We start from the raw sequence: 21,980 nt of genomic DNA, 5'->3' as shown, positions 1-21,980 counted from the left end.
TCATGGCGGAGGCGCGAGAGCACACGGTCGGCGAGGTCACGCTCAACTATCGCATCGATGGCGATGGCGGCGAGCCGCTCGTCTGCATCCATGGCGTCGGCTCCTACCTGGAAGCCTGGTCTGGCGTGGTGGAGCGGTTGAAGGACCGGTTCACGATCCTGACCTTCGATCTGCGGGGCCATGGACGGTCGAGCCGCGTCAAGGGTCGCTACGAGATCGACGACTTCGTGGCCGAGACGCTGGAACTCGCCGACAAGACCGGCTTCCCGACCTTCAATCTCGCGGGTTTTTCGCTCGGCGGCCTGATTGCTCAGCGCCTCGCGCTGACGCATCTGCCGCGCCTGCGCCGGCTCGTGCTTTTGTCCACGGTCGCGGGCCGCACGCCCGAGGAACGGGAACGGGTTCTCGCGCGGCTCGCGGCCCTTCAGGCCGGAACGCCGGCGGATCACCACACGGCGTCGCTTTCTCGTTGGCTGACGGAGGCATTTCAGGAAGAACATCCCGACGTGATCGCCTGGCTACGGGCACGCGATGCGGAAAACGATCCGGACTGCTACGCGGCCGCCTATCGGGTGCTGGCCGAGACGGATTTCGGCGGCTTCCTCGACCAGATCCGCTGCCCGACGCTGATCGCGACCGGCGAGGAGGATGTCGGCTCCAACCCGCGCATGGCCCGTTACATGCACGACCGCATCCCGGGATCGCAGCTCACGCTTTTTCCGGGCCTGCGCCATTCTATCCTCATCGAGGCACCTGATGTCGTGGCCGAAGCTATCGACAACTTCGTTTCTAATACGGAGGCCGCCCATGGATGAGACTTTGCGCAAAGAGGGCGAAGCGGTCCGGCGGCGCGTGCTCGGCGACGACTATGTCGATCGTGCCAAGGCAGGCGCCGATGCCTTCTCCGCACCCTTGCAGGACCTGCTCAACGAATATTGCTGGGGCCTGGGCTGGACGGACGACGGCCTCGACCTCAAGCAGCGCAGTCTCCTGAACCTCGGCATGCTTGCCGCCAGCAACCGCATGCATGAATTCGGCATCCATTTTCGCGGCGCCGTCCGCAATGGCCTGTCGGACAGGGAATTGCAGGCAGCCCTTCTCCAGATCGCGATCTACTGCGGCGTGCCGGCGGGCGTCGAGGCGTTCCGGGTGGCCCGCGCCATCCGCGCGGAAATGGGCGGGGAGGGCACGACTTGATTTCCGTCATTTCGATGAAGCCAGAGGCCATGCGCTGCTTGGGAACGCCGGAAGACGGGAAGGGGCAATAAGCCTGAAGATTGATACCATCGGCAGGGAGAGGAACCCGCGCCGTCGACAGAAACGACAATGGACAGAGGGAACAAACACATGATGAAGACATCGACACTTGCGGCGCTCGTCGCCTCTCTCTCGCTTTCGCTCGCCGCCGTGCCGGCCCAGGCCGGCGCCGTTCTCGACCGGGTGCTCGTCGCCAAGACCCTGAAGGTCGCGACCGATGCCAACTGGGCACCGCAATCCTTCGTCAACGACAAGAACGAGATGGACGGCTTCGACATCGACGTCGCCAAGGAGATCGGCAAACATCTCGGCGTTTCCGTCGAATTCGTGACGCCGGGCTGGGACATCATCACGGCAGGCAAGTGGCAGGGCCGCTGGGACATGCATGTCGGCTCGATGACGCCGACCAAGGCACGCGCCGAAATCTTCGATTTCCCGGCAGTCTACTACTACACGCCCGCCGCCGTCGCCGTTCACAAGGACAACAAGGCGGAAAAGCTTTCCGATCTCGAAGGCAAGGTCGTCGGCGTGACGGCAACCTCGACCTTCGAGGCCTATGCTAATCAGGACCTTACGCTGGATGCGGCCGGCGCGCCGCCTTTCACCTATGATTTCAAGGCGGGCGAGGTGAAATCCTACGCCAACTCCACCACCGCCTTCGACGACCTGCGCCTCGGCGACGGAACGCGCCTCGATGCCGTCGTTTCCACGTTGCCAAGCATTCTCGATGCGGAGAAAGCCGGCTACCCGATCAAGCAGCTCGGCAAGCCGGTCTTCTTCGAGCCTCTTGCCGTTGCCGTCGAGCATGGCGACAAGGAGCTGAGCGAGAAGATCGCCGAGGCCGTGAAAGCGATGCAGGCCGACGGCACGCTGAGCAAGCTTTCGGTCAAATGGTACGGTGTCGACTACACGGTCACGCAGTAAAAGACCCATCCGTTCGCGCGCGCCCGGAAAACCGGGCCGCGCCTTACATGCAGGGAGCGGAGATGCTGTATCCGGATACTGTCGAGTCCGAAGTGCTCGTCCACAAGCCGTGGTTCGTCGCGGTGATGTTTGCGGCGATCTTCGCCCTGTTCCTCGCCTTCGACCTCACGGGAACGTCGATGGGCGAGCTGATGCGCCCGGTGATTGGCGAACCGCTGGAAAGCGGCCTCTATGGCCGTTTCGCCATCGCCTTCGTCATCGCGGTGCTGTTCTGCCTGAACATCGTCCTGATCGGCTTCGCCTCGCTACGGGTGCAGATCACGATCGTCTGGCTTGAGCTCCTGCTGCTGTTCCTCGCCTTCTTCAAAACGTTCAATCTCAGCCTGCCTTTCATGGCCGAGAAATTGCCGTTCCTCATCACGCAGGGGCTTTTCACGACGATCTACGTCTCGGCGATCTCCATCGTCATCGCTTCCTGCATCGCCATTCTCGGCGCGGTTGCGAAGCTTTCGACGAACGGGTTCGCCTATGCGATCGCGAGTTTCTACACCTCGTTCTTCCGCGGCCTGCCGCTCCTGATGCAGGTCTACCTCATCTATCTCGGCCTGCCGCAGCTCGGCTTCATCATCGATGCGGTGCCGGCCGGCATCCTTGCACTGTCGCTCTGCTACGGCGCCTATATGACGGAGATCTTCCGTTCGGGTATCCAGAGCATCGACCGCGGCCAATGGGAAGCCTCGCGTTCGATCGGCTTCGGCTTCGGCATCACTATGCGCAAGATCATCCTGCCGCAGGCGTTGCCCGTCATCATCCCGCCGACCGGCAACCAGTTCATCTCCATGTTGAAGGACAGTTCGCTCGTCTCGGTTATCGGAGTGTGGGAGCTGATGTTCCTGGCGCGCACGCTCGGCCAGAAGTCGTTCCAGCACATGGAAATGCTGATCTCGGCGGCGATGCTCTACTGGGGCGTGTCGATCTGCCTCGAACTCATCCAGTCACGCATCGAGCGTCATTATGCGAGGAGCAAAGTCCGATGAGCGAAAAGATCATCGATGTCCGCAACGTCTCCAAATGGTATGGCGCGTTCCGGGTGCTGACCGATGTGAACCTGACGGTCGAGAAAGGCGAGCGCATCGTCATCTGCGGTCCATCCGGCTCGGGAAAGTCGACGCTGATCCGCTGCTTCAATCGGCTGGAAGCGCATCAGGAAGGCGACATCGTCGTCAACGGTATCCCGCTGCATGACAAAATGCGCAATGTCGGCGAGGTGCGCAAGAATGTCGGCATGGTCTTCCAGCACTTCAATCTCTTCCCGCACATGACCGTGCTGATGAACTGCATGGTCGGGCCGATGTGGATCAAGGGCGTCTCGCAGGCTGAAGCCCGCAAGACCGCGCTGAAATTCCTGGAGCGCGTGCGCATTCCCGAGCAGGCTGACAAATACCCCGTCCAGCTCTCCGGCGGCCAGCAGCAGCGCGTGGCGATCGCCCGTTCGCTCTGCATGCAGCCGGCCGTCATGCTGTTCGACGAGCCGACATCCGCTCTTGACCCGGAAATGGTTTCCGAAGTGCTCGACACCATGACGGGCCTGGCGCGCGACGGCATGACCATGGTCTGCGTGACCCATGAAATGGCCTTTGCCCGCGCTGTTGCCGACCGGGTGATCTTCATGAATGCGGGCCAGATCGTCGAGCAGGGCAAGCCGGATGAATTCTTCGGTAACCCGCAGCACGAGCGCACGAAACTTTTCCTAAGCCAGATCCTAAAGCATTGAAAGATTGACACAAAGGCAACCGAGCTGACTCTGGTTCGATTGCCTTCAAGCGCGCCCTGCGGCCATTGCCGCGACCGAGATGCCATTTGATTAGCGCATGTCGGGCCGTGCGTTCGGAGAAGATTGCGTGACCGGGTGACTGGTCGCTGTGCACGTCTCGTGCCCTCGTTTTCAGCTTCGAATGCTTCTAAAAGATAAATCTTGACTGCAAAAGTCATAAAATAATAAGTGCGGGCAGTTTCCACCGGAGATCATCCGCATGCGCTTTCCTGGCAAGTCCACCCTTCTCGCCCTCGGCCTTCTCGCCTCCACCGCCCTTCCGGCGATGGCAGACCCTGTTACCGTTAAAGACGTGACGGGCCGCGACGTCGAAGTGAACGTGCCGGTCAACCACGTCATTCTCGGCGAAGGTCGGCAGATCTACTTCCTCGCCGCACTCGACAAGGACAATCCGTTCCAGCATGTCGTCGGCTGGCGCGACGACCTGCCGAAGGCCGATCCGGAATCCTACGCCGCCTATCTCGCGAAATACCCCGACGTCGCCAAGCTGCCGACCTTCGGCGGCATGAAGGATGGCACCTTCGATATCGAGCAGGCCGTGGCGCTGAAGCCGGATGTCATCCTGATGAATGTCGATGCCAAAACGGCGACGGAAGAGGCCGGCTACATCGAGAAGCTCGCCAAGGTCGGCATCCCGCTCGTCTATGTCGATTTCCGCGAAAAGCCGATGGAAAACACCGAGCCGAGCATGCGCATCATGGGCACGCTGATGGGCAAGGAGAAGGTCGCGGAAGACTTTATCACCTTCCGCGCCGATGCGATCAAAAAGGTCACGGACGTTCTGGAAAAGAACAACCCGGCAAAACCGCTTGTCTTCGTCGAGCGCGCCGGCGGCTATTCCGACGACTGCTGCATGTCCTTCGGCAACGAGAATTTCGGCAGGATGGTCGAGCTCGCCGGTGGCACGAACATGGCCAGGGACATCATTCCCGGTACTTTCGGCACCGTGAATCCCGAGCAGGTTATCGCCTCCAATCCTGATCAGGTGATCGTCACGGGCGGCATGTGGGAAGGCTATGTGCCGGGCGGAAACTGGGTCGGCGTCGGTTATGGCGCGGATGCCACGGAAGCTCGCCGCAAGCTGGAAAACCTGACGAAGCGTCCGGCCTTCACCGGCATCAAGGCAGTCAAGGATGGCAATGTCCATGCCATCTGGCACCAGTTCTACAACAATCCCTACCAGTTCGTCGCAATCCAGCAGATCGCCAAGTGGCTGCACCCGGACCTGTTTGCCGATCTCGATCCGGAAGCGACCTTCAAGGACCTGCATGCCCGCTTCCTGCCGCTCGATTACAAGCCGGGCTATTTCGTCTCGCTGAAGGGCGAATAGGCGATGGGCGCTGCGGCGATCGAAACCGGGGCTACGGGGCGCGATCAATATCGCGCCCTTGCCTTTCGGCGCATTCTCATCCTGACCGGCCTCGCCGTCGCGCTTGCCGTCAGCATCGCGGTCGATATGGCGCTGGGGCCGGCGAATTACAGCCTTTCGCAGGTACTTTCGGCGCTCGTTTCACCGGAGACGAGCGGTGACCAGCTGCGCGTCGTGATCTGGGATATCCGCATGCCGATCGCGCTGATGGCGGTGACGGTCGGAGCTTCGCTGTCGGTCGCCGGCGCACAGATGCAGACGATCCTGTCGAACCCGCTTGCCAGCCCCTTCACGCTCGGCATTTCGGCCGCCGCGAGTTTCGGCGCGGCCCTTGGGCTGGTTGGCGGCGTCGCGATCTTTCCGGGCGCGGTGCAATACATGGTGCCGGTCAATGCTTTCATCATGGCGATGGTCGCGGCACTGTTCATTCATTTCGCCTCGACATTGCGGGGCGTGACGGTGGAAACCATCGTGCTGCTCGGCATTGCGCTGGTCTTCACCTTCAATGCCGCGCTGTCGCTGCTCGAATATCTTGCCTCCGAGCAGGCGCTGGCGGCCGTCGTCTTCTGGACCATGGGCAGTCTTACCAAGGCAACATGGGACAAGGTCTTCGTCACCGCCGCCATCCTCGTCGTGACGCTGCCGCTCTTCATGCGCAATGCCTGGGCACTCACGGCGCTGAGGCTCGGTGATGACAAGGCGGCGAGCATGGGTGTCAATGTCCGCCGGCTGCGTCTACACACGATGCTGATCGTCAGCCTGCTCGCTGCCATCCCGGTGTCCTTCGTCGGCACCATCGGTTTTGTCGGTCTCGTCGGTCCGCATATCGCCCGCATGGTGGTCGGCGAGGACCAGCGCTTCTTCTTGCCCGGCGCGGTGATCTGCGGTGCGCTGCTGCTCTCGACGACGTCGGTCGTCAGCAAGGTGCTGATCCCCGGCGCTATCCTGCCCATTGGGGTCATCACTGCGCTTGTCGGCGTTCCCTTCTTCTTCGTCCTGATTTTCTCGAACCGGAGGCGCGCATGGTAAGCTTGGTGCTGAAGGATCTCGGCGCGCGTTACGGACGTGCGACGGTTCTCTCCAAGGTGGCAATCGAGCTTTTGACGCCCGGCGCCACGACGGCCGTGATCGGCCCGAACGCGGCGGGAAAATCGACGCTGTTCAAGCGCGTCGCCGGCCTGATCTCCGGGCCGGGCGTCGTCCAGCTTTCGGAAGCCACGCGCGGCGACCGCGCGATCTGCTACATGCCGCAGGATACCGGTTCGAATGCCGTGTTGACGGTGTATGAATCCCTGCTGCTTGCCGCAAAGCAGGGTGGCGGCTGGCGGGTGAACGACGACGAACTCTTCGAGATCGACGCGATCCTGAAGGCTCTGCGCATCGAGGATCTTGCCTTTCGCGGGCTTGATGCTCTCTCGGGTGGCCAGCGGCAGCTCGTCTCGCTCGGTCAGGCACTGGTGCGCAAGCCCGAAGTGCTGCTGATGGACGAGCCGACCTCGGCGCTTGATCTGCACCGCCAGATCGACGTCCTGGAATTTGTCGCTGATCTTGCCCGCCGCACCGGCATGATCGTGCTCATCGCGCTGCACGACCTCAACCACGCCCTGCGCTACTGCACGAACACCATCGTCATCGCCAATGGCGAGATGGCGGCAAGCGGCACCACGGCCGATGTGATCACGCCGGCGATGTTGCGCGACATCTATCGGGTGGATGCCCGCATCGAATCCTGCTCCCGCGGCCGGCCGATGGTGATCGTCGATGGCGCGCTTTAGCCACAGGATCCGCAATGCAAATTCGTCCGCCGCATTTCCGCGAACCAGATGGAGATAACTCCAAAAGGTTCGCGTGAAAAACATGACAATCGACTTGCCGTCGACGCTTGACCTGACACCGACGCTTATCTGGGGGATTATGGCTGGCCTACGGCGCTGGCACGGGCGCGATCTCGACTGGAACCCGCGACCGAAAGCAGGTCGCAAGCTGGCGCGAAGGCCTCATCGTCGTCGAGCGGAGACGGTCGCCGCGCTTGTGGCGAGGATCTTCCGATAGACCCAGGTTGAGATGCTTGTCACGAGTTCCGCACTTGGCAGCAGCTTTATAAGCGGGGTCTACGATCTTGGCGCACCAGCATTGGCCCTTGAGGTCATCTGTTCTCCACTCGTAAGGAACATCAGCCGTTCTTTGGTGTTGTCTCATGCATGCGGATTGCCCGCTTCAGAGGAGAAGAACATGCTGACCAAACTCACCACGATTGCCGCGGCTGCCACGCTCATCAGTTTCTCTGCATTTGCCCAGACGAGCACCGGCGACGCTTCCGAAACCACCAATGCGGGCGATCAGGCCCAGATGCAGATGGACGACGCGACGGCCAACGTCTTTTACAGCGATGTGAAGGCCCGTACGCTGCGGCCGGAAGCCGAGTGGTCGAAGAATTGGGCGGGCCTCAATGACGAGCAGCGCGCCAAGATGAAATCGGACTGCTCGACCAATGGTGCCACGGCTCGTAGCGAAGGTGACACCCGTGTCTGCGCCTGGGCCGGCAACAACTGAGCGGGCGTGAGCGCCGCCAAGGAGGCTCCGAGCAATCGGGGCCTTTTTTGTATCCGCTGACCTGAGGCTGCGTGAAAACCATTCGATGACTTGCCGCTGTGGTACCAAGGTCGAGCATACCGATGCGCTTGTGACCTTGCGCAAGACAAACCAAATCACCCGGAACGCGACACATCGCGGAGAAAAACTCCATCGGTAAGCGCCCCTGAGCAGCCCCCGGGCGCTTTGTTGCTCGTTCGCCTTCTTGCGAGCTTGCGTGACAGGCAGGAGCGTTTGTTTCTTTCAGCCATGTTCCCTTGCAGATGCGAGATCGTTCACCAGCAAGGGCGGTAGCGCCAAGGCATTTCACGATTGGCGCAAATATTGGAATTGCTGCCTTTGATAATTGATAAAATCCATAGAAATTATAAATAACAACGGCGGGAGAGCGCAATGAAAGTCCTGGGAATTTCCGGTAGCGTCAAGCGGCCATCGCGCACCGCACATATCGTCGAGCGTATCGTCACAGCGATTGGACGGGCGGCGGATGTCGAAGCTGATCATATCGATCTTGCCGATGCCGCGCCGGTCCTCTTCCGGGCGCTACGCGCCGATAAACTTGACGAGGCCGGGCGTGCGATCGTCGATGCTGTCGAGGCGGCAGACGTTCTCGTCGTCGGCTCGCCGGTCTATCGTGCTTCCTATACCGGTGCGCTCAAGCATCTTTTCGATCTCGTCGATTTTCGTGCGCTTCAGGGCCGGCGGGTTATCCTTGCTGCGACCGGCGGCACGCCGCTGCATGGCCTGATGCTGGAGCATCAGTTCCGTCCGCTTTTCGGCTTCTTCGGCGCCGTCACCGTGCCGACGACCGTCTATGCCGTCGAGGCGGATTTCACCGAATACACGCTTTCGAACCCGGCCGTCGAAGCGCGCATCGAGCGCGCCGTCGCCGAATTGTTCGATCTGTTGCCCGCCACGGCCCTTGCCACCGGCGAAACCCATCCGGCCCTTCGCGTCGTCTCGCGCGAAACGGCCGCCAATTGACATCAGGAAGAGAGGAGTAACCCATGACTGAACAGAGCAGGGACGCCGTGAAATTCGCCTATTGGGTGCCGAATGTCTCCGGCGGCCTCGTCATTTCCAATATCGAACAGCGCACCAGCTGGACGATCGAGTATAACCGCAAGCTCGCCCAGATCGCGGAAGCCAGCGGCTTCGACTATGCGCTGAGCCAGATCCGCTTCACGGCCGGCTATGGTGCGGAGTTCCAGCACGAATCCGTCTCCTTCAGCCATGCCTTGCTGGAATCGACCACGACGCTGAAGGTTATCGCCGCGATCCTGCCCGGGCCGTGGAACCCGGCGCTTGCCGCCAAGCAGATCGCCACGATCAATCACCTGACGAACGGCCGCGTCGCCGTCAATGTCGTCAGCGGCTGGTTCCGCGGCGAGTTCCAGGCTATCGGCGAGCCGTGGCTTGATCACGATGAGCGCTACCGCCGCTCGGAAGAGTTCATCCGCGCACTGCGCGGCATCTGGGCGGAAGACAACTTCACCTTCCGCGGCGATTTCTACCGCTTCAACAACTATTCGCTGAAGCCCAAGCCGATCGACCCGCAGCCGGAAATCTTCCAGGGCGGTTCGTCGCGCGCGGCGCGCGACATGGCCTCGCGCGTCTCCGACTGGTACTTCACCAATGGCAACACGCCGGAGGAAATCGCCAAGCAGGTCAATGACATCAGGGCGAAGGCGCGGGAGAACAACCATTCGGTCAAGGTCGGCGTCAATGCCTTCGCCATCGTGCGCGAGACCGAGGAAGAGGCGAAGGCTGTTCTGGCCGAGATCATCGAGAAGGCTAATCCCGAGGCGGTCAACGCCTTCGGCCATGAGGTGAAGAATGCCGGCAAGTCTTCGCCGGAAGGCGAGGGCAACTGGGCGAAGTCGAGCTTTGAGGATCTCGTCCAGTACAATGACGGCTTCCGTTCCAACCTGATCGGCACGCCGAAACAGGTGGCCGAGCGCATCGTGAACCTGAAGCGCGCCGGTGCCGATCTCATCCTGCTCGGCTTCCTGCACTTCCAGGAAGAGGTCGAATATTTCGGCAAGCACGTCATTCCTCTGGTGCGCGCGCTGGAAGAGGCCGAGGAGAGCGCCGCCATCGCGGCCGAATAAGGCAAACCGAACAAGACGGAGCGGCGGCCTGCCGCCGCTCCCTGCAACGCGGGCGCGATCGTGTCCGCGAAGGGAAACCTGCGCCCATCGCGGCGAAGCACGGAACGAACCATGTCGGCATCGAATTTTCTGCTCGTCGGCCTCAGCAGCGAGGTGGCTGTCCCGCCTGACATTGCGGAGCATCTTGCTCTGCGGGCTACGTCTGCGGAGGTGCCCGGCCCGCGGCCGGACGAGGCGCTTGCGCTGGAACTGTACGGGATCGATCTGTCCTTCGGCGGCGTGGTGGCGCTCAAGGATGTCGATCTCTCGGTGCGCCATGGCGAGATCCGCGCGATCATCGGCCCGAATGGTGCCGGCAAGAGTTCGCTGATCAATGTCATCTCGGGCGTCTATAAGCCGGATCGTGGCCATGTCGCGATCAACGGCGCCGCCTACCGGCCGGTCCCGACGCAGAAGCTGGCCAAGTTGGGTATTGCCCGCACCTTCCAGAATCTCGCTCTCTTCAAGGGGCTGAGCGTGCTCGACAATGTCGCCGCCGGCCGCGCCTATGCCGGCCGCTCGAATTTCCTCAGCCAGATCATCGGCCTGCCCCATGCGCGGCGCGAACAGACGGATGCACGCGAACGGGCGCGCCGGGTCATCGATTTCCTGCATTTGACGCCCTATCTCGACCGACTCGCCGGCACGCTGCCCTATGGTCTGCAAAAGCGCGTCGAGCTCGCCCGTGCACTTGCTGCCGAACCGCGCATCCTGCTGCTCGACGAGCCCATGGCGGGCATGACGGCGACGGAGAAGAACGAGCTTGCCGATTATGTGCGCCTCGCCCGCGACGAATACGCCATCACCGTCGTGCTGATCGAGCACGATATCGGCGTCGTCATGGGCTTGTCCGACCGCATCGCCGTGCTTGATTACGGCCGCAAGATCGCCGACGGCACGCCGGAGGAGATCGCGAGCGACCAGCGCGTCATCGATGCCTATCTCGGCGTGCCGCCGGAAAACGAAGACGGGGAGGGCATCTGATGGCCGAATTCGACTGGCTTTTCTTCACCGAGGTGCTGATCGGCGGGTTGCTCTCCGGCGTGATGTACTCCCTCGTCGCGATCGGTTTCGTGCTGATCTACAAGACCTCGGGCGTCCTGAATTTCTCGCAGGGCGCGCTGCTCCTCTTCGCCGCGCTCACTTTTGTCAGCCTCGTGGAGAAGGGCGTGCCCTTCGCGGCCGCCTTTGCCATCACCTTCGCGGCGATGGTCGTCATCGGCGTCGCCATCGAGCGCACGGTGCTGCGGCCGCTGACCAACAAGCCGCCAATCACGCTGTTCATGGCGACACTCGGTCTCTCCTACATCATCGAGGGGGCAGCCCAGCTCATCTGGGGCACGCAGGTTCATGGTCTCGATCTCGGCATCGAGGATATTCCCTTCGATGTCGGCGGCGTGTTCATCAGCCAGTTCGACATCTTCGCCGCCGTGGTTGCGGCCAGCATGGTGGGCGCACTCTCGGCCTTCTTCCGCTACACCCGCATCGGCCTCGGCTTCCGCGCGGTGGCGGACGATCAGTTCGCGGCCCTTGCGGTCGGTCTGAAGCTGCCCTGGATCTGGGCGAGCGTCTGGGCGGCGGCCGGCCTCGTCGCATTGGTCGCCGGCCTCCTTTGGGGCGCGCGCCTCGGCGTGCAGTTCTCGCTGTCGCTGGTGGTGCTGAAAGCCTTGCCAGTGCTGGTGCTCGGCGGCTTCGATTCCATTCTCGGCGCCATCGTCGGCGGCCTCCTGGTCGGCGCGTCCGAAAAACTCGCCGAAGTCTATATCGGCGATTATTTCGGCGGCGGCATCGAGGGCTGGTTTGCCTATGTCGTGGCGCTCGCGTTCCTGCTCATCCGGCCCTCCGGCCTATTCGGCCAGAAGCTCGTGGAAAGGGTCTGACATGTCCACAGTCACAGCCGATCTTTCTCCGCCCCTTTCGCTGCCGTTCCACGCGGGAGCGCTCGCGGTGCTCGCCGTCGCCTACCTGGTCGTCCCCTTCATCGGCTCGAGCTATCTCTTCGAGGCGATCCTGCTGCCCTTCCTGGCGCTCAGCCTTGCCGGCGTCGGGCTCAATATCCTGACGGGTTATGCCGGCCAGGTCTCGCTCGGCTCGGCCGCCTTCATGGCCGTTGGCGCCTTCGCGGCCTATAATTTCAACCTGCGCGTCGAGGCGCTGCCGCTCATAGGCTCCATCGTTCTCGCCGGCCTGTCGGCGGCGGCGATCGGCATCGTCTTCGGCCTGCCGAGCCTGCGGCTGCGCGGTTTCTACCTCGCCGTCTCGACGCTCGCGGCGCAATTCTTCGTGCAATGGGCGCTGACGAAATTCGGCTGGTTCTCCAACAATTCCGCCTCAGGCGTCATCGACGCGCCGCCGTTGTCGCTGGCTGGCCTTTCCTTCGAAGGCCCGGTCGGCCGTTATCTCTTCGCGCTGACGGTCGTGGCGGTCCTCACCTTCCTCGCTTATCGTCTCGTCTCCTCGCAGACCGGCCGCAACTTCATCGCCGTGCGCGACAACGAGACTGCCGCGCGTATCATCGGCGTGCCGGTGTTGCGCACGAAACTGCTCGCCTTCGGGGTCTCCTCTTTCATTATCGGGGTGGCTGGGGTGCTCTGGGCCTTCGCCTATCTGCGCACGGTGGAGCCGGCCGGCTTCAACCTCGACCGCTCGTTCCAGATCCTCTTCATCGTCATCATCGGCGGGCTCGCCTCGATCCGCGGCGCCTTTTTCGGCGCAGCGCTGATCGTCGTCTTCCCGCTAGTGCTCTCGCGGCTCGGCGCCTTCTTGCTGGGCGATATCTTCGATTCCGGTGTGCTCGACATGACGCAGCGCATCGTCATCGGTGCCTTCATCATCCTGTTCCTGGTGCTTGAGCCGGATGGCCTCGTTGCGCTGTGGGATCGCCTGAAATCACGCATAACGGCCGCCCTCCGGCGGGCGTGAGATCCGAAGCTTTTCGCTTCCAACAACAAGAACCGCGAATCCCTTAAACAACGGACGGCCGAGCGCCGCCGACAGACGGAGTGTGTCCAGACATGACCCTTTATACCAAGATCAGAGCCGCTGCTTTCGCCGCCGGCATCGGCCTTGCGGCCATCGCCGCTCCCGCCCTTGCCGACGAGCAGCATTTCCCGCTGCAAAGCTACCGCGTCGGCCCCTATGCGGCCGGCGGCACGGGCTTCTTCGGCGGCTTCATCGATTATCTCAACCTCATCAACACCAGGGACGGCGGCGTCAACGGCGTGAAGCTCACCTGGTCGGAGGCCGAAACCCAGTATGAGGTCGAGCGCGGTGTCGAAGCCTACGAGCGCCTGAAGAGCAACCAGGGCATCGCCGCCTGGAACCCGCTGTCGGTCGGCATCGCCTATGCCATGATCGATCGCATCACCCAGGACAAGGTGCCGCTGATCACCATCAACCACGGTCGCACGGATTCGACGGACGGCCGCGTCTTCCCCTATGTCTTCCCGCTGCTGCTCAATCCCTACAGCGAGACCTCGGGCATCGTGAACTACATCGCCTCCAAGGAAGGTGGCCTCGAAAGCCTGAAGGGCAAGAAGATCGTCGTGCTCTATCACGGCTCGCCCTATGGCAAGGAGACGATCCCGATCTACGAACTGCTCGCCGAGAAATACGGTTTCGAACTGCAGCAGATCGAGGTTCCGCATCCGGGCAACGAGCAGCAGTCGCAGTGGCTGACGATCCGCCGCGCCAAGCCTGACTACGTCGTGCTGCGCGGTTGGGGTGTGATGAACCCGGTCGCGTTGAAGACGGCCGCCAAGACCGGCTTCCCGGTCGATCACATCATCGGCAATGTCTGGTCGAACTCGGAAGAGGACGTCATCCCGGCGGGCGACGCGGCCAAGGGCTATACGGCCATCACCACGCAGGCTTCGGGCGCAGAGTACCCTGTCGTCAAGGAGATCGTGAAGACGGTCTATGATGCCGGTAAGGGCAATCTCGAAGACAAGAACCGCATCGGTTCGGTCTACCACAATCTCGGCATCGTCAACGGCATCCTGAATGTTGAGGCCGTACGCATCGCGCAGGAGAAATTCGGCAAGCGCACGCTGACCGGCGACGAGGTGCGCTGGGGCTTCGAACATCTCCAGCTCGATCCGGCCCGCGTCGAGGCGCTGGGTGCCAAGGACCTGTTCCATTCAATCAACGTGACCTGGGACAACCACGAGGGCAACGGCTACGTGACCTTCCAGCAGTGGGACGGCAAGAAGTGGAACGTCGTCTCCGACTGGATCGCTCCGGACTGGGCGTTGCTGCGCCCGATCATCGAGAAATCTTCCGAAGCCTATGCCGCTGAAAAGGGCATCAAGCTTCGCACGGCTGAAGATGCCGAGGCTGCGACGAACTGATGCCTTTGACCGCGCGCCCTACCGCGCGGCTTTGTCGCCGGGCATCGGGGAAAGCTTCCCGGTGTCCGGCCGCAAGATCCCGAAAATTGCGAGGGGAATTCGACATGTCCGAGGACAGCAGGCTGCTCACCGTCGAGGGCCTTCATGCGACCTACAATCATTCCATCACCGCCCTGCATGGCGTGACGCTCTCGCTTGCTCGTGGCGAAATTGTTGCTCTTCTCGGCGCGAATGGCGCCGGCAAGACGACGACGCTGAAGGCGGTGTCGAACCTGCTGCCGGCCGAGCGCGGGCAGATCCTTGCTGGAAGCGTGCGGTTCGAAGGCCGCGACGTGACGCGTGATGCGCCGGCAAGCCTGGTGCGGCGCGGCCTCGTGCAGGTGCTGGAGGGGCGGCACTGCTTCAAGTCGCTGACGGTCGAGGAGAACCTCGTTTCGGGAGGTCTCGGCCGTAGCGGATCGCGTTCCGAAATCGCCCGTGACCTCGAAAAGGTCTATGCCCATTTTCCGCGGCTGAAGGAGAAACGCCGGGTGCTGTCCGGCCTCACGTCGGGTGGCGAGCAGCAGATGACGGCGATCGGCCGGGCGCTTCTTTCGCGTCCGCGTCTGCTGGTGCTCGACGAGCCCTCCATGGGGCTGGCACCGCTCGTCGTGCAGGACATTTTCCGCACCTTGAAGCGTCTCAATCGCGAGGAAGGCTTGTCCATCCTCGTCGCCGAGCAGAATTCGGCGGTGGCGCTCACCTATGCCGACCGGGCGGTCATTCTCGAAAACGGCGTCAGCGTGCTCTCGGGCAGCGCTGCCGATCTCAAGGCGCGCGACGACGTCAAGGCCTTCTATCTTGGCCAGAAGCCCGTCGCGGCCGCACCCGCCCTTGCTCACTGAACCCAATCGAAGAGGAGACTTACATGACCATTTCCAACGTCAATACGAAGGGCGCCGCCGAAGGTGTTCCGGCCGTGCCGCGGCCCAGCGAGCCGGCGCATATCATCAAGAGCGACGCCGAGGCGATCGCGGTCGCAAAGACGCTGGCGGCGGAGATTGCGCCGGGCGCGGCGATCCGCGATCGCGATCGCATCTGGCCGGTCAAGGAGCTCGATGCTTTTTCGCAGAGCGGCCTCTGGTCGATCAACGTGCCGAAGGCGTTCGGTGGTCCGGAAGTCTCCTATGCGACGCTTGCGAAGGTGATCGAGATCGTCTCGGCGGCGGATTCCTCCATCGGCCAGATCGCTCAGAACCATCTCGGTGTCGTCGCGGCCATCCGTACGGTGTCCGACGCGGCGCAGCAGAAGCTGCTCTTCGCCGAGGTGCTGCGCGGCACGCGCTTCGGCAACGCCTTCTCCGAATTCGGCTCCAAGCGCGCGGCGGATTTCGAGACGAAATTCACCGATGCCGGCGACCACGTCGTCGTCAACGGCCAGAAATTCTATTCCTCCGGCGCGCTGCTCGCCCATCTGGTGCCGATCGTCGCCCTCGATGAGGAGGGCCGCGCCTGGTATGCAATTGCCGAGCGCGACGCGCCGGGCCTCACCGTCATCGACGACTGGTCGTCCTTCGGCCAGCGCACCACGCTGTCGGGCACCGTCATTCTCAACAATGTGAAGGTACCGAAGACCCATCTCGTGCCCGGCTACAAGGGCTATGCGGTGCCGACGGCTGACGGCGCGATCTTCCAGATCATCCAGGTGGCGGTCGACACCGGCATCGCGCAGGCGGCGATCGACGAGACCGTCTCCTTCGTGCGTACCAAGAGCCGCGCCTGGGTGGACAGCGGCCTGGAGCGTGCCTCCGACGATCCCTACACGATCCAGGCTATCGGCGACCTGACGCTGCGCCTTCACGCTGCCCAGGCGCTGCTCGAAAAGGCCGGCTACGCCATCGACCGGGCCATCGAAAACCCTAATGCCGAGACGGTTGCGGAAGCCCAGATTATCACCGCCGAGGCCAAGATCCTGTCGACGGAAATCGCCATTGCTGCGACCAACAAGCTGTTCGAGCTTGCCGGCACACGCTCCACGCTCGCCGAGCATCACCTGGATCGCCACTGGCGCAATGCCCGCACCCACACGCTGCACGATCCGGTGCGCTGGAAGTATGCCATCCTCGGCAGGTATTTTCTCAATGATGAGAAACCCCCGCTTCACGCCTGGAGTTGATTGGCCGCACAAGCTGTCAAGCCAGCCCGATCGGCGATCGGGCTGGCTTGACCGGCGCGCAAAGGTTGGCTCTCTGCTTCGAACATCATTGTGCTCGCCATCATAAGCCGCACCCTTGTGGCGGATGCTAACGTTCGACGTCCAGCTCTTGCTGGATCACGACATGATCAAGCCGCCATCGACATTGATGGTCTGGCCAGTGATGTAGGCAGCGTCGGGAGAAGCGAGGAAGGCGACGAGCGCGGCGACTTCGGCCGGCGTGCCGGCCCGTCCCATAGGAATGCCTTCGACCCATTCGGCCATCAGTTCACCCGGACCGTATTCGCCGAGCATCTGGCCCCAGACGCGGTCGTTGTAGTCCCACATCTCGGTATGGATGATGCCGGGGCAAATGGCGTTGGCGGTAATGCCTTCTCGGGCGAGTTCCTTGGCGAGGCTCTGGGTGAGGCCGACGACGCCGAACTTCGAGGCGGCGTAGTGCGGGGTGTAGATGAAACCCTGGCGGGCTTGGCCGGAGGCGGTGTTGATGAGCCGGCCCTTCGTACCGCTGGCGCGGAAGCGGCGGATCGCCTCCTGGCAGCACAGGAAGACGCCCTTGGTGTTGACGTCGAGATTGAGGTCCCATTCACGCTCGGTCAGGTTCTCGACCTTGGCGATGGTGATGACGCCGGCATTCTGCACGGAAACGGAGATGGCGCCCAGCTTCGCCTCGGCCTCGCCATAGGCCTCCTGCACAGCTTTGGCGTCGGTCACGTCAAGCGCGAGACCGAGAATTTCGGCGCCGGTTTCCTTGGCGAGTGCGGCGGCCGCGTCCACCGTGTCTTTCTCGACTGCGGCAATCGCGACTTTCGCGCCCTCTTCGGCAAAGCGCTTGGCGATGCCGCGGCCGATGCCTTTGTTGCCGCCGGTCACGAATACCGTCTGGCCTGCAAAACGTGTCATGGTCTTTTCTCCATAATGCGCAGCAGGCCGATGTCCGATCCGGGATGGATCAGGCCGTGAGCCGTGCCGCAGTGAACTTGTCGGTGACGAGCACATCGATGACGCCCAGCTTCAGGGCGCCGGCGATGGCCTGGGTTTTCGATTCTCCGCCTGCGAGCGCCATGACGCGGGCGGTCTTGCGCAACTCTTCCAGTGAAAGGCCGATGACGCGGTCGTTGAGCGGCGTTTCGACCGGCCTGCCGTCCTGGTCGTAGAAGCGATAGGAAATCTCGCCGACGGCACCGGCCTCGTGCAGCATCGCCATTTCCTGGCGGGAGAAGGTATTGCCGGATCGGGCAAGAAGCTCCGATGGCTCAACCGCACCTATGCCGACGATGGCGAGGCTGAGGCGGCCGAAGAGGTCCATCGTCTCTCGCACCACCGGGTCGGCCAGCATGACGAGCTTGGCTTCGCGCGACGAGGTGATGCCTTGAACGAGAAGAAGCCGCGGCTCGCCGCCGGTCAGCCGCGCGAGGCGGGCCGTCAGCTGCGTGGCATGCGTCTGCACCGAAGCGTCGCCCATGCCGCCCAGGATCTGCACGATGTATTTGGCCTTGGCGTTCTTCAGCGGGTGAATGTTGTCCACCATGCGCAGGATCGTCTGGCTCCAGCTCGAGACGCCGACGATTTCATCCTGCTGCAGCGTGACCTCGAGAAAGTGGGCGGCCGCTTCGCCGATGCGCGCCATGATCGCGCCATCGCGGTCTTCCGAACAGTCGACGACGATGGCTTCGGTGAGGCGATAGCGCTCGCGCAGTGCCGTTTCCAGCTCGGCAAAGGTACCCGCCGGCGGGATGACCGTCGTGCGCACGATGTCTTCCTGCTCCGCCCGCTTCAGCATGCGCGAGACGGTGGCCTGCGACATATGCATGAGTTCTGCGATCTCAGCCTGCCGCTTGCCTTCGATGTGGTACATCTGGGCAATGCGGGCAATCAGTCGTAACTCGTTGAGCCGTCCCATGGAGCCTCCGGTGGTGAATTTTTATTCACTCATAGAGGAAGGACCTGAGACGGTCGAGCGGTAGATTGCATCCTGCCAGACGAGCAGGCGATCCACGGTATCGGAGACCTGCGGGGGGATGGCATTCACGGCGCGCGGCAGGGCAGCGACGGCCGCGAGGTCCGGCCAGACGCTGAGCGTCAGGCCGGCGAGATAGGCGGCGCCCAGTGCGGAGGCCTCCGGTGCGTCGCACTGGATGATAGCGTGATTGAGCGTATCGGCGACGCACTGCATCAGGAATGTATTCTTGCTTGGCCCGCCATCGGCATAGAGTCGGCCAAGCGGTGTCGGCGATTGCGCCGACATGGCCTTGAAGACATCGTGCACCTGGAAGGCGATGCTGTCCGTCACGGCGCGTGCCATCTGGGCGCGGCTCGTGTTGAAGGTGATGCCGGAAAACAGCGCCCGGGCATCGGAATGCCAATATGGCGCGCCAAGGCCGACGAAGGCCGGGACGAAGCCCGGGCCGCCGGCGTGAGCGGTTGCCGCAAGTTCGGTCAGCGCCTGCACATCGGCAAGGCCGAGCATGTCTGCCATCCAGGGCAGCGAGGCGGCAGAGACGAGGATGTTGCCCTCGAAGGCGTAGGTCGGCTTACCACCAATCGACCAGGCGATGGTCGTGGTGATGCCCTGTTGCGGCGCGATGAAGCGGGGCAGGGTCGTCATGATCGACGAACCGGTGCCGAAGGTCACCTTGCCGTCGCCGGGATTGAAAGCGCCGTGGCCGAACAGGGCGGCGTGGCTGTCGCCGATGGCGGAGGCAATCGGGATGCCGTCTGAAAGGCCGGGCACGTTCTTCGTGACGCCGAAGCGGGATGCACTGTCGCGAACCTCAGGCAGGGCGGATTTCGTCACGCCGAAGAGATCGCAGAGTTCGTCGCTCCACACCTGTTCGTTGAGATCGTAAAGCTGGCTGCGCGCGGCATTGGCGGCGTCGCAGGCATGCACCGCGCCATCCGTGAAGCAATGGATCAGCCAGGCGTCGATCGTGCCGAGCCGAACCTTGTTTCCGGCGGGCACGCGATCCAGCAGCCACTTCATCTTGGGGCCGGGGAACATCGGGTCGATGGGTAGGCCGGTGAGGGCCTGGACGCGCGGCGCATGGCCGGCGGCAATCAGCTCGGCGCAGGCGGGTGCGCTGCGGCGGCACTGCCAGCTGACCACGGGACCCAGCGGCTTGCCGCTGTCCGCATCCCAGATGGTGACGGATTCGCGCTGGTTGGAAATGGCGATGCCGAGGATTTCGACAGACGGCGCGGCCGCAAGGCAGGCCGCAATGGCTTCCTGCACGGACTGCCACAGCCGCAACGGGCTCTGCTCCACCCAGCCCGGCTGCGGATGCTCAATGCCGACGGGAGACGAGCCGCGCGCCAGAATGTCGCCGTCCGTGGAGACGAGCACGGCCTTCGAATTCGTGGTGCCCTGGTCGATGGCGAGAATGGCGGTCGTCATGGCGGCTCCGGTCGGCGGAAGAAGAGGAGGGCGCGGCATCGGGAGGTCTTGCCGCGCCCGGCACGCAATCTAGTCGCGCACGTCAGGTGCGGGAAGATTTACGCGCAATCAAGTCCACGGCTGCCTCGGCGATGCCGGCGGGCGACATGCCGAACTCATCAAGCAGGAATTCCGCCGATCCGGTCGGGGGGAAGATGCCGGGAACGCCGAGGATCTTCATCGGCACGGGCGCTTCCGCGACCACGACTTCGGCGATGGCCGAGCCGAGACCGCCGAAGGTGGAATGCTCCTCTGCCGTGAGGATCGCGCCGGTGTCGCGGGCCGCGGACACCACGGCCTCGACGTCGATCGGGCGTACGGTTGCCATGTTGAGGACGCGTGCCTCGATGCCCTTTTCGGCAAGGATGGCGGCTGCCTTGACCATGCGGTGCGTGACCGTGCCATTGGCGATCAGCGTGACGGCGTCGCCGTCGCGCAGCAGGTTGGCCTTGCCCAGTTCGAACTTGTGGCCCGCCGGCAGAAGGTCCGGCACGCCGACGCGCGAGAGGCGCAGGAAGACGGGACCGTTATAGGAGGCTGCCCATTCCACGGCGGCGGCCGTCTCGATGGAATCGCAGGGAGCGACGACCGGAAGGTTCGGCAGCACGCGCGTCCAGGCAAAGTCCTCGATGGAATGGTGCGTTGGGCCGAGTTCGCCATAGGCCATGCCGGAGGAGATGCCGATCAGCTTCACATTGGCGTTGGAGTAGGCGATGTCGGCCTTGATCTGTTCCAGCGAGCGGCCGGTCAGGAAGCAGGCGGCGCCACAGACGAAGGGCAGGAGGCCGCCATTGGCGAGGCCGGCGCCGACGCCGACCAGCGCCTGCTCGGCGATGCCGACATTGACGAGCCGCTCGGGCCACTTGGCCTTGAAGCCGCCGAGCTTGGAGGAGCCGACGGAGTCGTTGCAGACGGCGACGATCTTGGGATTGTCGGCGCCCAGGCGCTCCAGCACGGCAACGAAGGCGTCACGGCAATCGTGCAGCTTGGGAGATGGGGTGATGGCGTTCATTACAGGGCCTCCGAAAGCTCAGCGACGGCAATCTTGTATTGTTCGGCATTGGGCACCTTGTGGTGCCAGTCGACGGTATCCTGCATGAAGGAAATGCCGTGGCCCTTGTTGGTGTGGGCAACGATGCAATGCGGCCGGCTGCCGCGCTTTTCCAGCGCCGGCACGATCTCGTCCATGGCATTGCCGTTGATCTCGGTGACATCCCATCCGAAGGCTTCGAGCTTCGCGGGGAAGGGCGCGAGATTGTTGGTGTCCTTCAGCGACGCACCCTGCTGGAAGCGGTTGTGGTCGATGATGAGCGTCAGGTTATCGAGGCCGAACTGCGCCGCCGAAGCGATGGCCTCCCAGTTGGAGCCTTCCTGCATCTCGCCGTCGCCCGTCAGCACATAGGTGCGATAGGTCGCACCTGTCAGCTTGGCGGCTTTCGCCATGCCGACGGCGACGGGCAGGCCGTGACCGAGCGGGCCGGTGTTGGTCTCGACACCGGGAACCTTGTTGCAGTTCGGGTGGCCGTTGAGGCGCGAATGGGGCTTCAGGAAGGTCGCAACCTCTTCTTCCGGAATGAAGCCGCGCTTGGCCAGCGTCACATAGAGGGCGAGCGCCACATGGCCCTTGGAAAGAACGAAACGATCCCGGTCCGGATGCTTCGGCTGATCCGGCCAGATGCGCAGCACGCGGAAATAGAGCGCGGTCAGGATGTCGATTGCAGACATCTCACCACCGATATGGCCTGCGCCAGCTTCAAAAACCGCTTGCAGATCACGGAGGCGGATCTGTTGAGCGATGCGGTCGAGATCGTTCGGCTGCATGAAACCCTCGTTGTGAATAAATATACACTGATAGATATATTTGCACGGATGGTCGCG

22 protein-coding genes are annotated in these 21,980 nt (G+C 62.9%); 17 read left to right on the top strand and 5 right to left on the bottom strand.

Features of this window, described 5'->3' with window-relative positions; all coding sequences use genetic code 11:
- Positions 1 to 2 precede the first annotated feature (2 nt).
- From MUU55_RS18840 to MUU55_RS18755, 17 genes are all read left to right on the top strand, one after another.
- Complete coding sequence (locus MUU55_RS18840; protein ID WP_244762312.1) at positions 3 to 815, top strand: alpha/beta fold hydrolase; 813 nt, start codon at positions 3 to 5, stop codon at positions 813 to 815.
- The gene (locus MUU55_RS18835; RefSeq protein WP_244762311.1) at positions 808 to 1,197 is read left to right on the top strand and encodes a carboxymuconolactone decarboxylase family protein; all 390 of its coding nucleotides are present in this window, start codon (positions 808 to 810) and stop codon (positions 1,195 to 1,197) included. Before MUU55_RS18840 ends, MUU55_RS18835 begins: the two co-directional genes overlap by 8 nt.
- 150 nt (positions 1,198 to 1,347) lie before the next feature.
- Positions 1,348 to 2,181 (top strand): transporter substrate-binding domain-containing protein, encoded by an 834-nt coding sequence (locus MUU55_RS18830; protein ID WP_244762310.1) that lies wholly within the window; start codon positions 1,348 to 1,350, stop codon positions 2,179 to 2,181.
- Between the two features lie 62 nt (positions 2,182 to 2,243).
- Complete coding sequence (locus tag MUU55_RS18825) at positions 2,244 to 3,218, top strand: amino acid ABC transporter permease (protein ID WP_244762309.1); 975 nt, start codon at positions 2,244 to 2,246, stop codon at positions 3,216 to 3,218.
- Positions 3,215 to 3,955 carry an amino acid ABC transporter ATP-binding protein gene (locus MUU55_RS18820; RefSeq protein ID WP_280519029.1) on the top strand — a complete coding sequence of 247 codons (741 nt, stop codon included), beginning with the start codon at positions 3,215 to 3,217 and terminating at the stop codon, positions 3,953 to 3,955. The genes MUU55_RS18825 and MUU55_RS18820 overlap by 4 nt, the downstream gene beginning before the upstream one ends.
- A 259-nt stretch (positions 3,956 to 4,214) precedes the next feature.
- Positions 4,215 to 5,345, top strand: a complete 1,131-nt coding sequence (locus MUU55_RS18810; protein WP_244762308.1) for an ABC transporter substrate-binding protein — start codon at positions 4,215 to 4,217, stop codon at positions 5,343 to 5,345.
- Between the two features lie 3 nt (positions 5,346 to 5,348).
- Positions 5,349 to 6,413 (top strand): FecCD family ABC transporter permease, encoded by a 1,065-nt coding sequence (locus MUU55_RS18805; RefSeq protein ID WP_244762307.1) that lies wholly within the window; start codon positions 5,349 to 5,351, stop codon positions 6,411 to 6,413.
- Positions 6,407 to 7,159, top strand: a complete 753-nt coding sequence (locus MUU55_RS18800) for an ABC transporter ATP-binding protein (RefSeq protein ID WP_244762306.1) — start codon at positions 6,407 to 6,409, stop codon at positions 7,157 to 7,159. The genes MUU55_RS18805 and MUU55_RS18800 overlap by 7 nt, the downstream gene beginning before the upstream one ends.
- 457 nt (positions 7,160 to 7,616) lie before the next feature.
- Positions 7,617 to 7,937, top strand: coding sequence for a hypothetical protein (locus tag MUU55_RS18795; RefSeq protein WP_244762305.1), 321 nt, complete (start codon positions 7,617 to 7,619; stop codon positions 7,935 to 7,937).
- 432 nt (positions 7,938 to 8,369) lie between these two features.
- Complete coding sequence (gene msuE / locus MUU55_RS18790; protein ID WP_244762304.1) at positions 8,370 to 8,960, top strand: FMN reductase; 591 nt, start codon at positions 8,370 to 8,372, stop codon at positions 8,958 to 8,960.
- 23 nt (positions 8,961 to 8,983) lie between these two features.
- Positions 8,984 to 10,087, top strand: coding sequence for a dimethylsulfone monooxygenase SfnG (gene sfnG / locus MUU55_RS18785; RefSeq protein ID WP_244762303.1), 1,104 nt, complete (start codon positions 8,984 to 8,986; stop codon positions 10,085 to 10,087).
- A 111-nt stretch (positions 10,088 to 10,198) separates the two neighbouring features.
- Positions 10,199 to 11,110 carry an ABC transporter ATP-binding protein gene (locus MUU55_RS18780; protein WP_244762302.1) on the top strand — a complete coding sequence of 304 codons (912 nt, stop codon included), beginning with the start codon at positions 10,199 to 10,201 and terminating at the stop codon, positions 11,108 to 11,110.
- Positions 11,110 to 12,006, top strand: a complete 897-nt coding sequence (locus MUU55_RS18775; protein WP_244762301.1) for a branched-chain amino acid ABC transporter permease — start codon at positions 11,110 to 11,112, stop codon at positions 12,004 to 12,006. Before MUU55_RS18780 ends, MUU55_RS18775 begins: the two co-directional genes overlap by 1 nt.
- 1 nt (position 12,007) lies before the next feature.
- Positions 12,008 to 13,048: a branched-chain amino acid ABC transporter permease gene (locus tag MUU55_RS18770; protein ID WP_244762300.1), complete on the top strand. Its 1,041-nt coding sequence runs from the start codon at positions 12,008 to 12,010 to the stop codon at positions 13,046 to 13,048.
- A gap of 92 nt (positions 13,049 to 13,140) precedes the next feature.
- Positions 13,141 to 14,475 (top strand): ABC transporter substrate-binding protein, encoded by a 1,335-nt coding sequence (locus tag MUU55_RS18765; RefSeq protein ID WP_244762299.1) that lies wholly within the window; start codon positions 13,141 to 13,143, stop codon positions 14,473 to 14,475.
- Positions 14,476 to 14,579: 104 nt separating this feature from the next.
- Positions 14,580 to 15,359 carry an ABC transporter ATP-binding protein gene (locus MUU55_RS18760; protein ID WP_244762298.1) on the top strand — a complete coding sequence of 260 codons (780 nt, stop codon included), beginning with the start codon at positions 14,580 to 14,582 and terminating at the stop codon, positions 15,357 to 15,359.
- Positions 15,360 to 15,382: 23 nt separating this feature from the next.
- Positions 15,383 to 16,630, top strand: coding sequence for an SfnB family sulfur acquisition oxidoreductase (locus tag MUU55_RS18755; protein ID WP_244762297.1), 1,248 nt, complete (start codon positions 15,383 to 15,385; stop codon positions 16,628 to 16,630).
- Between the two features lie 156 nt (positions 16,631 to 16,786).
- Here MUU55_RS18755 and MUU55_RS18750 read toward each other — a convergent pair whose 3' ends face one another.
- The 5 genes from MUU55_RS18750 to MUU55_RS18730 all read right to left on the bottom strand — a co-directional run bounded on the left by MUU55_RS18750 (position 16,787) and on the right by MUU55_RS18730 (position 21,923).
- Positions 16,787 to 17,572 (bottom strand): SDR family oxidoreductase, encoded by a 786-nt coding sequence (locus MUU55_RS18750; RefSeq protein WP_244762296.1) that lies wholly within the window; start codon positions 17,570 to 17,572, stop codon positions 16,787 to 16,789.
- 49 nt (positions 17,573 to 17,621) lie between these two features.
- Complete coding sequence (locus MUU55_RS18745) at positions 17,622 to 18,572, bottom strand: sugar-binding transcriptional regulator (protein ID WP_244762295.1); 951 nt, start codon at positions 18,570 to 18,572, stop codon at positions 17,622 to 17,624.
- 21 nt (positions 18,573 to 18,593) lie between these two features.
- Positions 18,594 to 20,063 carry an FGGY family carbohydrate kinase gene (locus MUU55_RS18740; RefSeq protein ID WP_244762294.1) on the bottom strand — a complete coding sequence of 490 codons (1,470 nt, stop codon included), beginning with the start codon at positions 20,061 to 20,063 and terminating at the stop codon, positions 18,594 to 18,596.
- Positions 20,064 to 20,145: 82 nt separating this feature from the next.
- Positions 20,146 to 21,114 (bottom strand): transketolase family protein, encoded by a 969-nt coding sequence (locus MUU55_RS18735; protein ID WP_244762293.1) that lies wholly within the window; start codon positions 21,112 to 21,114, stop codon positions 20,146 to 20,148.
- Positions 21,114 to 21,923, bottom strand: a complete 810-nt coding sequence (locus MUU55_RS18730) for a transketolase (protein ID WP_244762292.1) — start codon at positions 21,921 to 21,923, stop codon at positions 21,114 to 21,116. Before MUU55_RS18730 ends, MUU55_RS18735 begins: the two co-directional genes overlap by 1 nt.
- Positions 21,924 to 21,980: the final 57 nt, after the last annotated feature.

The sequence above is a fragment of the Shinella curvata genome, from assembly GCF_022899935.1.
Lineage (GTDB): Bacteria > Pseudomonadota > Alphaproteobacteria > Rhizobiales > Rhizobiaceae > Shinella > Shinella curvata.
Note: the sequence above shows the minus strand (reverse complement) of the source record. Positions and strands in the feature narration are given on the sequence as shown.

Excerpts from the sequence above, each read along its gene's own strand:
- MUU55_RS18835 (WP_244762311.1), top strand. The coding sequence starts at position 808 with ATGGATGAGACTTTGCGCAAAGAGGGCGAAGCGGTCCGGCGGCGCGTG.
- MUU55_RS18825 (WP_244762309.1), top strand. The coding sequence starts at position 2,244 with ATGCTGTATCCGGATACTGTCGAGTCCGAAGTGCTCGTCCACAAGCCG.
- MUU55_RS18770 (WP_244762300.1), top strand. The coding sequence starts at position 12,008 with ATGTCCACAGTCACAGCCGATCTTTCTCCGCCCCTTTCGCTGCCGTTC.
- MUU55_RS18780 (WP_244762302.1), top strand. The coding sequence starts at position 10,199 with ATGTCGGCATCGAATTTTCTGCTCGTCGGCCTCAGCAGCGAGGTGGCT.
- MUU55_RS18735 (WP_244762293.1), bottom strand. The coding sequence starts at position 21,114 with ATGAACGCCATCACCCCATCTCCCAAGCTGCACGATTGCCGTGACGCC.
- MUU55_RS18755 (WP_244762297.1), top strand. The coding sequence starts at position 15,383 with ATGACCATTTCCAACGTCAATACGAAGGGCGCCGCCGAAGGTGTTCCG.
- MUU55_RS18730 (WP_244762292.1), bottom strand. The coding sequence starts at position 21,923 with ATGCAGCCGAACGATCTCGACCGCATCGCTCAACAGATCCGCCTCCGT.
- MUU55_RS18775 (WP_244762301.1), top strand. The coding sequence starts at position 11,110 with ATGGCCGAATTCGACTGGCTTTTCTTCACCGAGGTGCTGATCGGCGGG.
- MUU55_RS18745 (WP_244762295.1), bottom strand. The coding sequence starts at position 18,572 with ATGGGACGGCTCAACGAGTTACGACTGATTGCCCGCATTGCCCAGATG.
- msuE (WP_244762304.1), top strand. The coding sequence starts at position 8,370 with ATGAAAGTCCTGGGAATTTCCGGTAGCGTCAAGCGGCCATCGCGCACC.
- MUU55_RS18765 (WP_244762299.1), top strand. The coding sequence starts at position 13,141 with ATGACCCTTTATACCAAGATCAGAGCCGCTGCTTTCGCCGCCGGCATC.
- MUU55_RS18830 (WP_244762310.1), top strand. The coding sequence starts at position 1,348 with ATGATGAAGACATCGACACTTGCGGCGCTCGTCGCCTCTCTCTCGCTT.
- sfnG (WP_244762303.1), top strand. The coding sequence starts at position 8,984 with ATGACTGAACAGAGCAGGGACGCCGTGAAATTCGCCTATTGGGTGCCG.
- MUU55_RS18750 (WP_244762296.1), bottom strand. The coding sequence starts at position 17,572 with ATGACACGTTTTGCAGGCCAGACGGTATTCGTGACCGGCGGCAACAAA.
- MUU55_RS18840 (WP_244762312.1), top strand. The coding sequence starts at position 3 with ATGGCGGAGGCGCGAGAGCACACGGTCGGCGAGGTCACGCTCAACTAT.
- MUU55_RS18760 (WP_244762298.1), top strand. The coding sequence starts at position 14,580 with ATGTCCGAGGACAGCAGGCTGCTCACCGTCGAGGGCCTTCATGCGACC.
- MUU55_RS18820 (WP_280519029.1), top strand. The coding sequence starts at position 3,215 with ATGAGCGAAAAGATCATCGATGTCCGCAACGTCTCCAAATGGTATGGC.
- MUU55_RS18810 (WP_244762308.1), top strand. The coding sequence starts at position 4,215 with ATGCGCTTTCCTGGCAAGTCCACCCTTCTCGCCCTCGGCCTTCTCGCC.
- MUU55_RS18805 (WP_244762307.1), top strand. The coding sequence starts at position 5,349 with ATGGGCGCTGCGGCGATCGAAACCGGGGCTACGGGGCGCGATCAATAT.
- MUU55_RS18740 (WP_244762294.1), bottom strand. The coding sequence starts at position 20,063 with ATGACGACCGCCATTCTCGCCATCGACCAGGGCACCACGAATTCGAAG.
- MUU55_RS18800 (WP_244762306.1), top strand. The coding sequence starts at position 6,407 with ATGGTAAGCTTGGTGCTGAAGGATCTCGGCGCGCGTTACGGACGTGCG.
- MUU55_RS18795 (WP_244762305.1), top strand. The coding sequence starts at position 7,617 with ATGCTGACCAAACTCACCACGATTGCCGCGGCTGCCACGCTCATCAGT.